We start from the raw sequence: 13,522 nt of genomic DNA on the forward strand, positions 1-13,522 counted from the left end.
GAGATCGCGACCCGTCCGGCGGGGCTGATGAGCAGGGCCCAGCCGGTCTGGACGTTGAGCTCGGCGATCCGGACGCCCCGGGCGCTGTCGGTGCGCCGGTCGGAGATCTTGAGGACGTCGAAGCCCTTCGCGATGTCGTTCGAGTAGATGTAACCGTTGTAGTAGTAGGCGCTCCAGGAGCCGCCGAGGGTCAGGGTGTCGGTCGAGATCGGCCCGCGCTCGAAGTAGCCGATCTCCTTGGGACGCGCGGAGTCGGTGAAGTCCCACACGGAGACGCCGCCCTGGTACCAGGCCTGGACCATGATGTCGCGGCCCTTGGCGGGGATGAGCGAGCCGTTGTGGGCGACGCAGTTCTCGGTGTCGGCCTGGTGACGGGGGATCTTGTAGTAGTTGCGGAAGACGAGGTCGACCTTGCCGTGCTTGCGGACGATGTCGTAGATGCCGTCGGCGCCGCGCTGCGGACCGATCGCGGCGTTGCACTCGGCGCCGCCGCCACCGCCCAGCTCGTCGGTGAAGACGACCTTGGTGCCGCGCTCGTTGAAGGTCGCCGAGTGCCAGAACGAGAAGTTGACGTTGTCCTGGACACGGTCGAGGACCTTCGGCCGCTCGGGGTCGGAGATGTCCATCAGGATGCCGTCGCCCATGCAGGCGCCGGCGGCGAGCCGCAGCTTCGGGAACGCGGTGATGTCGTGGCAGCCGGTGGTCTCACTGACCCGGGCCTGGGTGTCGGTGGGCGGGACGCCCGGGTTGCCGCCGTCCGGGAAGAGCACGGGGAAGGCCGTGACGGCCGCCTTCTCCGGGTGGTTGCGCGGGATCTTCACCACGGAGATGCCGTCGTGCGGCGGCTGGCAGTCCGGGAAGGATGCGCTGGGCGAGTAGGAGGACACGTAGACGAACAGGTCGCGCTTGCCCGGTACGAGGGTGTGGGTGTGGGAGCCGCAGGCGGTCTCCACGGCGGCGACGTAGCGCGGGTTGGCCTTGTCGCTGATGTCGAAGACCTTGATGCCCTCCCAGGAGGACTTCTCGGCGGCGGACTGGCTCGTGCTCGCGCAGGAGTTGTCGGAGCGCGAGGAGTCGGTGGACAGGACCAGCAGGTTTCCGGAGACCGAGATGTCGTTCTGGGATCCGGGGCACAGGACCTGGCTGACCATCTTGGGGCTGGTGGGACGGCTGATGTCGTAGATCACGAAACCGTCGTAGTTGCCGGCGAAGGCGTATCTGCCCTGGAACGCCAGGTCGGTGTTGAATCCCGCGAGGGACTGCTTGGGTATGTTGACCAGGTGCTCGACATTGGCGCTCGTGACGACCTCGTCGACACCCGGGATGCTCCCGTCGGCCGTGGCGGGGGCCGGAGCCGCCAGTCCGAGCAGCGCGACGGCCGCGACCGCCAGGGTCGCCAGCCGTCCGGGGCGAGCGAGAGCTGTACGTAAGCGCTTCACCGCGTCCTCCTTGTATCCGTTCGCGGTTGAACTTCATGCGGACCCCGGCAGTATGGCCCTTCTCATGTGCGCGTCAAAAGATGACAATGCACTGGTGTTTTCTTCGTATCGCGTTGCGACGCTGCCCGCGCTGGCCCTCACCGCCTCCTTAATGCTCGCCCTGACCAGCTGCGACGGCGGTTCCGGAAGCGATTCCGCGTCCGCCGCGCCCTCGGTCATCGCGCCGGGCGCACCGGGTGAGAAGGCCACCACCCTCTCCAAGGACGAGGCGGCCGAGGCCCTGCCCGACGACTCCCCGAACGCCGCGGACGTCACCTATGTGACGAACATGATCGCCCACCACCAGCAGGCGCTTGTCATGACCGCTCTCGCCGGCACCCACGCCGCCGGCAAGCAGGTCCGCGGGCTCGCCGCACGCATCGACGCAGCGCAGGGCCCGGAGATCGACGTCATGGAGGCCTGGCTCAAGACCAACGGCGGCTCCGACGGCACCGCCCACGGCCACGACCACTCCTCGATGCCCGGAATGGCCACCGCGGCGCAGCTGGCGGCGCTGCGCGAGGCGCGCGGCGCGGAGTTCGACCGGCAGTTCCTGAGCCTGATGATCACCCACCACCGCGGAGCGGTGACGATGGCCACCGACGTGCTCACGCACGGCCGCAACGTCCAGGTCGGCGAGTGGGCGAACGACGTGATCGCCCAGCAGAGCGCCGAGATCGCCCGGATGCGGGCCATGGGCTGACATCGCGGACCGCGACACGCTCCGGTGCCCTCCCCGCGGCCGTCCCGCGGTGCGATGCTGGACGTGGCCGCCCGTACCGCCCGTTCCGGGCGGCACACGGGCCGCCGAGGTGAACCCAACCCTCGCCGAAGGGGAGGCGCCCGTGCTGCGTGTGGCAGTCGTCGGATCAGGTCCCAGCGGGGTGTACACGGCCGAGTCGCTGACCCGCCAGGAGTCGGTGCCGGACGTCGCCGTCGACGTCCTGGACCGGCTGCCCTGCCCCTACGGGCTGGTCCGGTACGGGGTGGCCCCCGACCACGAGAAGATCAAGTCCCTGCAGGGCACGCTGCGGCGCGTCCTGGAGGACCCCCGGATCCGCTTCCTGGGCAATGTGGACGTCGGCGGGCCGGGGCTGCCGCCGCGAGCGCTGCTGGAGCTGTACCACGCCGTGGTGTACTGCGTCGGCGCCGCGACCGACCGCCACCTGGGGGTGCCCGGCGAGGACCTGCCCGGCAGTTGCGCGGCCACGCACTTCGTCTCCTGGTACAGCGCCCATCCCGACGAGGCTCCCGACGGCTTCCCGCTGCACGCCCGCTCCGCCGTCGTCATCGGGGTCGGCAACGTGGCCGTCGACGTGGCCCGCATCCTGGCCCGCGGCGCCGAGGAGCTGCGGCACACCGATGTGCCGGAGGGGGTGCTGCGGGCCCTGGCGGACAGCAGGGTCACGGACGTCCACATGGTGGGGCGGCGCGGTCCCTCGCAGGCGAAGTTCACCACCAAGGAGCTGCGCGAGCTCGGCGACCTGCCCGACGCGGACGTGCTCGTCCGTCCCGAGGAGCTGGCGCTCGACCCCGCCTGCACCGATCCGCAGGGGCTCGTCCCGGTCGCCCGGCGCAACGTGGAAGTGCTGCGCGGCTGGGCCTCCAGGCCGCCGGCGGGCCGGCGCCGCCGCATCCATCTGCGGTTCTTCCTGCGGCCGGTGGCCGTGCTCGGTGAGGACGCGGTGACAGGGGTGCGGTTCGAGCGGACCGCACCGGACGGGCAGGGCGGGGTGCGCGGCACCGGCGTCCTGGAGGACGTCGACGCGGGGCTGGTGCTGCGCTCGGTCGGTTACCGGGGCGTGCCCCTGGAGGGGCTTCCGTTCGACGAGCGGCTCGGCATCGTGCCCAACGAGGAGGGCCGTGTGCTGCGCGCCGGCGTGCCTTCGCCCGGCGAGTACGTGGCGGGCTGGATCAAGCGCGGGCCGACCGGGGTCATCGGCACCAACCGGCCCTGCGCCAAGCAGTCGGCGGCGGCCCTCATCGCCGACGCCCGGGAGCTGCTGGCCCGGCACACCGCGGCCGCCGATCCGCTGGAGGGGCTGCGGGCACTGGGGCAGGACCCGGTGGAGTGGACCGGGTGGGAGGCCATCGAGGCCGCCGAGGCGGCGCTGGGACGGTCGCTGAACCGCACGACCGTGAAGATCCCCGACTGGGAAGGGCTGTTGGCGGCCGCCCGCCCCACCGGGTGAGACCCGCGGGAACTCACCCGAACCCCTCCGCGATCAACGAACCGTTTACGTTCACCAGGTTCACGGGCAACCACTTCAGCGTTCCACCGCACACCCGCGCCGCGTTCGAGGAGCTGCCCATGGCGACGCCGTCGCACCGTCCGGCCGTCCATCCTGTCGACGAGGTCCTGCCCGCCGTCCAGCTGGGGGCGTTCGGGCTGCAGCACGTGCTGGCGATGTACGCCGGCGCGGTGGCCGTGCCGCTCATCGTCGGCGGCGCGCTGAAGCTGCCGCCCGCCGACCTCGCCTACCTGATCACGGCGGACCTGCTGGTGTGCGGCATCGCCACGCTGCTGCAGTGCGTGGGCTGGTGGCGGTTCGGTGTCCGGCTGCCCATCATGCAGGGCTGCACCTTCGCGGCGGTCGCACCCATGGTGCTGATCGGCCAGGACGGCGGACTCCCCGCGATCTACGGCGCCGTCATCGCCTCGGGAGTGGCGATGGTGCTGCTGGCCCCGGTCTTCGGGCGGCTGCTGCGGTTCTTCCCACCACTGGTGACCGGCACCGTGATCCTGGTCATCGGGCTCAGCCTGCTGCCGGTGGCCGGCAACTGGGTCGCAGGAGGGGTGGGTTCGGCCGACTTCGGGGCACCGCGGAACATCGGCCTCGCGGCCGCGGTACTCGCGGTGGTCCTGCTGGTGCAGCGCTTCGCGCCCCCGCCCGTCGCGCGGATCGCGGTCCTGGCGGGCATCGTGCTGGGCACCCTGGCGTCGGTGCCGCTGGGCTTCGCCGACTTCGGCGCGGTCGGCGACGCCGACTGGGTCGGGATCAGCACGCCGTTCCACTTCGGCACGCCCTCCTTCCAGGGCGCGGCGATCGTCTCCATGCTCGTCGTGGCCCTGGTGACGATGACCGAGACGACCGGCGACATCATCGCCGTGGGCGAGCTGACGGGCCGCCACGTGGAGCCGGGGCGGCTCGCGGACGGGCTGCGGGCCGACGGCGTCTCGACCGTGCTCGGCGGGGTGTTCAACACCTTCCCGTACACCGCCTACGCGCAGAACGTGGGCCTCGTGGGGATGACACGGGTGCGCAGCCGCTGGGTGGTGGCGACCGCGGGCGGCATCCTCGTGCTGCTGGGACTGCTGCCCAAGCTGGGTGCGGTGGTCGCGGCGATCCCGGAGCCGGTGCTGGGCGGCGCGGGACTGGTGATGTTCGGAACGGTGGCGGCGAGCGGGGTGCGGACCCTGTCCACCGTCGACTTCCACGGCAACGGCAATCTGACCGTGGTGGCGGTCTCGGTCGCCGTCGGACTGCTGCCGGTCGGCGTGCCGAATGTGTACGACGCCTTCCCCGACTGGTTCCAGACCGTGATGGACAGCGGCATCAGCGCGGGGTGCATCACCGCGATCGCGTTGAACCTGCTCTTCAACCACCTGCCCGGTGGCTCCGGTTCGGGCGCGGACCAGGCGCGGGAGGAGCCCCTGTAGCGCGCCGCGGCCCCCGTTGTCGGTGGGACGGTGCAGAATCTGTGACGCAGGACACATTCCCGTACTTTCGGAGATGGTGCGTCATGGACGACGTCGTACTCGCGATCGGCACGCGCAAAGGACTGTTCCTCGGACGGCGGGGCGGCGCCGGGAAGTGGGAGCTGACCGGCCCGCACTTCCCCATGCAGGCGGTGTACTCGGTGGGCATCGACACCCGCAGGGCGGTGCCCCGGCTGCTGGTCGGCGCGGACAGCTCGCACTGGGGGCCGTCGGTGTTCCGCTCGGACGACCTCGGGCGCAGCTGGGAGGAGCCGGCGCGGCCAGCGGTGCGGTTCCCGAAGGACACGGAGACCTCCCTGGAGCGTGTCTGGCAGATCCAGCCCGCCGGCAGCGGCGCCCCCGACCTGGTGTGGGCCGGGACGGAACCGGGCGCGCTCTTCCGCTCCGACGACGGCGGGGTGACCTTCGAGTTCGTCCGGAGCCTGTGGGAGCACCCGCAGCGGGAGCTGTGGGGCGCCGGATTCGGCGGGCAGGCGGTGCACACGGTCATCACCGATCCGCGCGACGCCGACGCGGTGGTCGCGGCCGTCTCCTCCGGCGGGGTCTACCGCTCCTCCGACGGCGGCGCGGGCTGGCAGGCGTCCAACACCGGGCTCAAGGCGGAGTTCCTCCCCGACCCGTACCCGGAGTTCGGCCAGTGCGTGCACAAGATCGCCCGGGACGCCGAGGACCCGGACCGGCTGTACCTGCAGAACCACGGCGGGGTCTATCGCAGCGACGACGCGGGCGCGACGTGGACGGAGATCGGCAAGGGCCTGCCCGCGGACTTCGGCTTCGCCGTCGCCGCCCACCCCCGGCGCGGCGGCGTCGCGTACGTCTCCCCGGTCAACGACGGCAGCGACCGCTACCAGCCCGACTACCGCTGCCGGATCTACCGCACAGACGACGCCGGCGCCTCGTGGACGGCCCTGTCCTCCGGACTGCCTACGGAGGAGCACTACGGCGTGGTCCTGCGCGACGGGCTGCGCACGGACGACGCCGACCCGGTCGGCGTGTACTTCGGCAACCGCAACGGCGAGGTGTACGCCAGTGCCGACGAGGGAGACACCTGGCGGCTCGTGGCCTCGCACCTGCCGGACGTCCTGTGCGTCCGGGCGGCCGTGGTCTGAGTGTCGGTGTGAGCCACTAGAGTGACTCACCGTGGCAGTACGACCGTTGAACGAAATCGTCGAAGAAGGCTGGGCCAAGGCGCTGGAGCCGGTGGCCGGGGGGATCGCCTCGATGGGCGACTTCCTGCGCGCCGAGATCGCCGCGGGCCGCACCTACCTGCCGTCGGGGGCGAACGTGCTGCGCGCGTTCCAGCAGCCCTTCGACGACGTCCGGGTGCTGATCGTGGGCCAGGACCCGTATCCCACCCCGGGGCACGCCGTCGGGCTGTCGTTCTCGGTCGCCCCGGAGGTGCGGCCGCTGCCCGGCAGCCTGCTGAACATCTACCGGGAGATGAACACCGACCTCGGCCTGCCCCAGCCCTCCAACGGTGACCTGACCCCCTGGACCCGGCAGGGCGTCCTGCTGCTCAACAGGGCGCTCACCACCGCCCCGCGCAAGCCCGGGGCGCACCGCGGCAAGGGCTGGGAGGCGGTCACCGAGCAGGCCATCCGAGCGCTCGCCGCACGCGGCAAGCCGCTGGTGTCCATCCTGTGGGGCTCCGACGCGCGCAGACTGCGGCCGCTGCTGGGCAACCTGCCGGCCGTCGAGTCCGCCCACCCCTCCCCCATGTCGGCCGACCGCGGGTTCTTCGGTTCGCGTCCGTTCAGCCGGGCCAACGACCTTTTGGCACGGCAAGGAGCGGATCCGGTGGACTGGCGGCTGCCCTGACAGAGGCAGCCGTTACCCTGCCCGGGTGACGACGCATTCGAACACCCCAGCGGGCTGGTACCCGGACCCGCACGGCACGCAGAACCTGCTGCGTTACTGGGACGGCTCCCAGTGGACGGAGCACACCCACGCGGGCGGCGCGCAGGTCCCGCCGCAGCCCAAGGACAATCCCTGGGCGCTGGGCGTCGACGGGGGCCCCGACCCCGCGCGCATCCAGCGCCAGGTGCAGCAGCAGGCGGGCGTCGCCCCCACCGGCCCGGGTGGGGGGACGCTGTTCAGCGAGCCCGTCCTGGTGGTCAACCAGAAGGCCAAGCTCATCGAGCTGAACAACGAGTACAGCGTCTTCGACCAGCAGGGACGCCAGCTCGGCTCGGTGCTCCAGGTCGGCCAGAGCACCGCGCGGAAGGTGCTGCGCTTCGTCGCGAGCGTCGACCAGTTCCTGTCCGTGCGCCTGGAGGTCCGCGACGCGCACGGACAGCCCCAGTTGCTGCTGACCCGGCCGGCGAAGTTCATCAAGTCCAAGGTGATCGTGCAGCGCGCCGACGGCATGACGCTCGGCGAGATCGTGCAGCAGAACGCCATCGGAAAGATCAACTTCTCCTTCGAGGTGAACGGGCAGAAGATCGGCGCGATCAAGGCCGAGAACTGGCGCGCCTGGAACTTCGCCATCGTCGACCACACCGACACCGAGGTCGCCAGGATCACCAAGACGTGGGAGGGCCTGGCGAAGACGATGTTCACCACGGCCGACAACTACGTGCTGCAGATCCACCGGCAACTGCCGGACCCCCTGCTGAGCATGGTCGTCGCCTCCGCGCTCACCGTGGACACCGCTCTCAAGCAGGACTCGCGCGGACTCGGCTGATCGTGGCACGCATACGGTGCCGGGGTGTGCGAACCCGGCACCGTACCGGGACAGAACCGGACAGGTAACCCCTGCGATGGACCCGCCCGAACAACAGAGCGCGCAAAGGCACTAGCATGCCTCGCCATGAGCACTGCCGAAGGCCCCGCACCCGGCCTGCCCGTTCGTATGCCCCGCCCCCGCCAGCCCGGGCGGCACCGGCGGCCGGAGCCGCTGACCACGCCCGAGGGTGCACCCGCGCTGGTCCTCGCCGTGCCCGGCACCCCGTCCCCCGCGATACGCAGTCTCGCGGAGGAGATCGTCAGCATCGCCCGCATCGAGCTCTCCGGTCTCGACCCGCGCATCGGGTACGTCGACGGCGACGGCGAGGAGTACCCGACGCTCGAGTCCGTGCTGGCCCAGGCCGCGACCGAGCGCGGCGACCAGGCCCCCGCGGCCGTCGTGGTCCCGCTGCTGGCCGGTCCCGAGGCCTCGGTGATGCGCCGGCTGCGCCAGGCTGTGGCGGACAGCCGTTCCGCGGCAGAGGTGACCGACGTGCTCGGCCCCCACCCGCTGCTGGCCGAGGCGCTGCACGTGCGCCTCTCCGAGGCCGGCCTGGCCCGCGCCGACCGCGCCCGCCTGTTCACGGTGGCCACGGCCGCCGACGGCATCATCCTGGCCACCGTGGGCGGCGAGGAGGCCGTCCAGGCGGCGGGTGTGACCGGTCTGCTGCTGGCCGCGCGCCTGGCCGTGCCGGTGCTGGCCGCCGCGCTGGACATCGAGGACTCGGTCGCGGGAGCCGCCGAGCAGCTGCGCTCCTCCGGCTCGACCACGCTGGCGCTCGCGCCGTACGTGATCGGTCCCGAGGTCGCCCCCGAGGTGCTGCACGACGCCGCCAAGGAGGCCGACTGCTCCGCGGCCGACGCGCTGGGTCCCTACCCGGCCATCGGCAAGCTGGTCGTCGCCACGTACACCGCGGCCCTGGGCATCGCCCAGCCGTCGCAAGGCGCTCCGCTGAGCTGAACCGGCGGGCCTTCGACGACAACGGCGTGGTGGCCCGCCCCGGGATGCCGGGGCGGACCACCACGCCGTTGCGCTCACCGGGGCGCCGCCGTCAGGCGAAGACCACGCAGGACGCGGCGGGCACGGCCACCGAGCCCGCAGGCTCGGGGATACCGGTGGCCGGGTCCACGTCGAACCAGCTGACGTCGCCGGAGCGCTCGTTGGCCGCGTAGAGCCGCTTCCCCGAGGGGTCGAGGGTCAGATGGCGCGGCCAGTCGCCGCCGCAGTCCACGGTCGCCAGCAGCTCCAGCCGGTCACCGCTCTCGTCGACGGACAGCACGGCGATGCTGTTGTGGCCGCGGTTGGCGGCCCAGGCGAACCGGCCGTCGGGCGAGACGACCAGCTCGGAGGGGTAGTTCGGGCCGGAGGCGTCCGCGGGGAGCACGGAGACCTCGGCGAGGGGCTTGAGACGGCCCACCTCGGCGTCCCAGTGACAGACCGTCACCACGGAGTCCAGCTCGTTCATGACGTAGGCGCGGTCGCCACGGGGGTGGAAGGTGAGGTGGCGCGGTCCGGTGCCGGAGCGCAGGCCCATCTCGCGTTCGACCTCCAGCTCCCCGCTCTCCGCGTCGAGTTCGCAGACGCGCACGGAGTCCGTGCCGAGGTCCACGCTGAGCACCCAGCGCCCGGAGGGGTCGGGCAGCACCATGTGGGCGTGCGGGCCCTCCTGGCGCTCCGGATCGGGGCCGTCGCCCTCGTGCTCCAGGACGTGGCGCGGCTCGCCGAGCGCGCCGCGGTCGTCCACCGGCAGCACGCTGACGGTGCCGGAGGCGTAGTTGGCCGTGAGCAGGTGGCCCCGGTGCAGGCACAGGTGGGTGGGCGCGCCGCCGCCCACCGGCACCGTGGCTCCCAGCGGTTCGGGGCGGGCGGGGTCGCTCAGCGAGAACACGGCCGCGCCCCCGTCCTCGGCGTGCTCGCTGACGGCGTAGAGCAGGCCGCCGTCCTCGGAGAGCACGAGGAAGGAGGGGTCCTCCACCGCGGAGTCGGCGCGCAGCACCGTCAGCGCTCCCGAATCGGGGTCGACGGCGGCGGTGGTCAGTCCCTTGCCGCCCGCCGAGGTGAACGACCCGATGTAAACGTGCCCGGCCACTGCCGTACCTCTTCCGCAGGTTGTCTGTACGGCGGCTGAGAGTAACGCAGTGGCCGGAAACCGATCCCGTTGCCCCCGTCACACCAGCGTCTCGCCACGGGAGAGGGCGAGGGACTCGGGGTGGTGGACGTAGGCGGGGGTCAGGTCGCCGGTGTCGTAGTAGCGGTGGAAGACACCGGTGGCCGAGCCGGAGATGGGCGGCACGATCCACGACCAGTCGGCGGGCACCGGACGGCCCTTGCGCTCCTCCCGTTCGATGTGGGCGAGGAAGCGCCTGGACTCGGTGTGGTGGTCGGTGATGCTGACGCCGGCACTGTCGAAGGAGTGCAGCACGGCCCGGTTGAGCTCGACCAGGGCCCGGTCGCGCCAGAGCGAGCGGTCGCTCGCGGTGTCAAGACCGAGCCGGTCGGCGAAGCGCGGCAGCAGGTCGTAGCGGTCGGCGTCGGCGAAGTTGCGGGCGCCTATCTCGGTGCCCATGTACCAGCCGTTGAAGGGGGCGGCCGGGTAGCAGACGCCGCCGATCTCCAGGCACATGGAGGAGATGGCCGGGACGGCGTGCCAGCGCAGGCCCCACTCCGCCAGCCAGTCGAACTCCGGGTGCGCGATCGGCACCTCCAGCACGGCGTCGGCCGGCAGCGGGAAGTGGCGCGGCGGTTCGGCTCCGCCCTGCACGACCAGCGGCAGGACGTCGAAGGGCGTGCCGGGGCCGCCGGACCAGCCGAGCTGCCGGGCCACCTCGGTGATTCCGGTGTTGCCGGGGTCGCCGAGCACACCGCCGTCGGGCCGGGGGTAGCCGGCGTAGCGGATGAGCTGGTCGTTCCAGATCCTCGGGCCGGGACGGTCCGGCGTGTCCGGGGCGAAGACGGTGATGACCGGGCGGATCCGGCCACCGTTGGTCGCGACCTTCAGATGGGCGGCGGCCTCCAGGGCCACCCCGCGCGCGGTGGCGACGTGGCGGCGGTCGCGGACCTGCAGGGAGTTCCAGTACAGCCGCCCTATGCAGCGGTTGCTGTTGCGCCAGGCGACGCGCGCGCCGAAGACGAGTTCCTCGTGGGTGTGCCGGTAGGTGCCCGTCGCGTCGATCTCGGCGAGCACCGCGGCCAAACGCTGCTGCAGGCCACCCGCGGCGCCGGGCAGTTCGCGGTGGTACTGCCGCAGGAAGTCGGTGGCCAGCGCGCGGACGTCGACGTCCTTGTGCCGGACGGCCGGGGCCCCGTCACCGCCGGCCGCGCCGGTCACGGGGCAGGAGGCCGCCGCGTCCCCGGGAGGCGGTGCTCCGGCGTCCTCCTCCTCCGCGGCCTGCGGGTGCCCCGCGGGGCACCCGGCCAGCGGCTCCGGGCCGTCCATCCGCGCGTGCTCCGCCGCGGGCGGGACGCGGCCCGGCCCGGCACGCCGTTCGTTCTTCCCCCCGGTACGGCGCAGAAATCTCAGCACGCCTGGCACCCCCAAGACCGCCCTGCGCGAACCGTTTCCCTCACGGCCCGCGGATACGGCACGAGACGGGAATCGGTCTCACCGCTCGTCCGGAGTCAGTCATCCTGGCATGCCGGGCCGAACAGGACGCTCAATCGGGTGAATTGACGACATCACGACCCAGGTTGGCCGCGATCCGGTCACGTGACGACAGCGACCGGTCCCGATCGGCCCGGGGGCGCACACGAATCCGGCACGCACGCCCGGCGCCGCCGATGGACCTCCACGCGGCGGCGGCGCGCCCCTCGCGCGAGTGCGTCTCCGGACCGGGCAGGCGCCCCAGGTCCCGGCCGGCCGGCGGATGCTCACGCACGTCCCTCGCTTCTCCGGGGGCATCGGACACCGCACAGCGTCCTCGGCACGGCCGAAAGCCGGCGTGACGCACTCGCCAGACAGGCGTACGGAACCGCCCGCGACTTTCACGCGGCAGGGGCGCGCCCCTCGGGCGAGTGCTCAGAAGGGCCCGGAGGGCCGCGCCGGACGCGGGGCGGCACCCAGGGGGACGGCCAGGCCGGTGAGGGCCATCTCGAGGCCGCGCAGGTGCTCCAGGGCCCGGTCCGCGCGCGGGTGCGCGCCCGCGGTCTCGGTGGCCGCTCCCCTGGGCGCCTCCCCGGATACCGCGGTGCCGCTCGCGGCCGCGCCCGGGGGCACCAGGCGCCGTACGGCGATCTCGACGCGGCGGCAGGCTGCCGTGAGGCGCTCGTCGTGGCAGGCGCGAGGGTCGGCCACGACCTCCGCGAGGCCGCGGACCTGGCGGGCGCACTCGTCGAGCAGGGCGAGGACGGTCCGGGCCCGGGCCTTCCTGCGACGCAGCGGGCTGAGGGGGTGCATCAGCGGGGCGACGGTGGCCCGTACCCGCTCCAGGAGGACGTCGAGCTCTGCCACATGGCGGGCCAGGTCGTCACCGGGGCCGCCGGCGAGGTGGCGGGCGGCCTCGCCGGTGAAGTCGTGGACCGCCCGCAACGCACGGCCGATCCAGGCGTCGGTCGCCGCGTGCGTGGTCACCGGCAGCACCACGAGGACCGCGACAGCCGCGCCCAGGGCGCCGACGGCGGTCTCCCCCAGCCGCAGCGCGAGCAGCCCGGGGTGGAGGATGCCGAGGAGGCCGTAGAGCAGCCCGGCCATCACGGTCACGAAGAACATCATCCAGCTGTACGAGACCGGGGCGGTGTAGAAGATCCCGAAGACGCAGACGGCGACGAGCGCGGCGGTCGGTTCGGGCGCCCCGTGCAGCGGGAGCGCCACGGCGAGTCCGGCGACGATGCCGGTGACGGTGCCGAGGACACGGCGGAACCCGCGCACCAGGGTCTCTCCCCGCGAAGTGGTGTTCACGAAGATCCACCAGGCGGTGCCGACGGCCCAGTACCAGCGGTCCTCGGACAGCGCCTGGCCCACCGCCACCGCGATGCCGCCCGCGAGCACCGCCTGGAACGCCTGCCGGGTCGTCGGACGGCGCAGTCCCCGTGGCTGGGGCAGGACGACGGCCGGCGCCGGGACGGCCCCGCGTTCGTAGCACCACAGGCCGAAGCGGACGAGGGCTGCGCAGCCCAGCCCGAGGCCCATGGCCCCGTACAGCTCGGGCAGCAGGGCGGGGCCGGCCCGCAGGAACTGGGCGATGAAGAACATCATGAAGGCGAAGACGCCCAGCGCGTGGCCGCGCGGCCCCCAGCGGCGGACGTAGACGCCGGCGAAGACCACCGCGAGGAAGGCCGCGTCCCGTGCGCCCGCGTAAGGGTGCAGCCACGCGGCCAGCGCGAGGACGGGGAAGCCCACGGCGGGCATCAGCGCGGTCGTCACGGCCTGGCGGGCCGGGCCGGGGTCGGCGACGACGAACAGCGCGAGCAGGGCGGCGAGGCCACCGACCACGACGGCGGGCAGCGGGAGCCCGGCCGTCGCCACGGCGGTGACCGCCCCCGCGATGCCGAGGACCGCGCGCGAGGCGCTGCGCAGCCGCGCGCGCCCCGGGTCCGGTGCCATGAACATCCGCCTCACCACGTGCGCGTCCTGCCCCCTCGTTCGTGCCGCGGCGTATGTCC

At 72.8% G+C, this 13,522-nt stretch carries 11 protein-coding genes; 7 read left to right on the top strand and 4 right to left on the bottom strand.

Translation table 11 applies throughout. The annotated features are described in order from the left end of the window. Positions 1-1,391: LVIVD repeat-containing protein (locus tag ACFW3D_RS23390; RefSeq protein WP_500506782.1), on the bottom strand; the 1,391-nt coding region annotated here is incomplete at its 3' end. Positions 1,392-1,590: 199 nt separating this feature from the next. Here ACFW3D_RS23390 and ACFW3D_RS23395 point away from each other — a divergent pair. The 7 genes from ACFW3D_RS23395 to ACFW3D_RS23425 all read left to right on the top strand — a co-directional run bounded on the left by ACFW3D_RS23395 (position 1,591) and on the right by ACFW3D_RS23425 (position 8,884). Next, positions 1,591-2,181 (top strand): DUF305 domain-containing protein, encoded by a 591-nt coding sequence (locus ACFW3D_RS23395; RefSeq protein WP_500506783.1) that lies wholly within the window; start codon positions 1,591-1,593, stop codon positions 2,179-2,181. Positions 2,182-2,323: 142 nt separating this feature from the next. Continuing rightward, positions 2,324-3,670: an FAD-dependent oxidoreductase gene (locus ACFW3D_RS23400; RefSeq protein ID WP_500506639.1), complete on the top strand. Its 1,347-nt coding sequence runs from the start codon at positions 2,324-2,326 to the stop codon at positions 3,668-3,670. A 119-nt stretch (positions 3,671-3,789) separates the two neighbouring features. Further along, positions 3,790-5,139: a nucleobase:cation symporter-2 family protein gene (locus tag ACFW3D_RS23405; protein WP_500506641.1), complete on the top strand. Its 1,350-nt coding sequence runs from the start codon at positions 3,790-3,792 to the stop codon at positions 5,137-5,139. Positions 5,140-5,222: 83 nt separating this feature from the next. After that, complete coding sequence (locus ACFW3D_RS23410) at positions 5,223-6,308, top strand: WD40/YVTN/BNR-like repeat-containing protein (protein WP_500506643.1); 1,086 nt, start codon at positions 5,223-5,225, stop codon at positions 6,306-6,308. 31 nt (positions 6,309-6,339) lie between these two features. Further along, entirely contained in the window at positions 6,340-7,017 is a 678-nt protein-coding gene (locus tag ACFW3D_RS23415) for a uracil-DNA glycosylase (RefSeq protein ID WP_500506645.1), read from the top strand. 25 nt (positions 7,018-7,042) lie between these two features. Further along, complete coding sequence (locus ACFW3D_RS23420; RefSeq protein WP_500506647.1) at positions 7,043-7,882, top strand: LURP-one-related family protein; 840 nt, start codon at positions 7,043-7,045, stop codon at positions 7,880-7,882. A 126-nt stretch (positions 7,883-8,008) separates the two neighbouring features. Continuing rightward, the gene (locus ACFW3D_RS23425) at positions 8,009-8,884 is read left to right on the top strand and encodes a sirohydrochlorin chelatase (RefSeq protein ID WP_500506649.1); all 876 of its coding nucleotides are present in this window, start codon (positions 8,009-8,011) and stop codon (positions 8,882-8,884) included. A gap of 91 nt (positions 8,885-8,975) precedes the next feature. Here the strand turns inward: ACFW3D_RS23425 and ACFW3D_RS23430 are convergent, their stop codons facing one another. The 3 genes from ACFW3D_RS23430 to ACFW3D_RS23440 form a co-directional block, all read right to left on the bottom strand. Then, positions 8,976-10,013 carry a lactonase family protein gene (locus tag ACFW3D_RS23430; RefSeq protein WP_500506651.1) on the bottom strand — a complete coding sequence of 346 codons (1,038 nt, stop codon included), beginning with the start codon at positions 10,011-10,013 and terminating at the stop codon, positions 8,976-8,978. Positions 10,014-10,091: 78 nt separating this feature from the next. After that, complete coding sequence (locus ACFW3D_RS23435; protein WP_500506784.1) at positions 10,092-11,360, bottom strand: nitric oxide synthase oxygenase; 1,269 nt, start codon at positions 11,358-11,360, stop codon at positions 10,092-10,094. Between the two features lie 579 nt (positions 11,361-11,939). After that, positions 11,940-13,469 (bottom strand): FUSC family protein, encoded by a 1,530-nt coding sequence (locus ACFW3D_RS23440; RefSeq protein WP_500506653.1) that lies wholly within the window; start codon positions 13,467-13,469, stop codon positions 11,940-11,942. Positions 13,470-13,522: the final 53 nt, after the last annotated feature.

The organism is Streptomyces sp. NPDC058864 (assembly GCF_042742985.1).
In the GTDB taxonomy this organism is placed as follows: Bacteria; Actinomycetota; Actinomycetes; order Streptomycetales; family Streptomycetaceae; genus Actinacidiphila.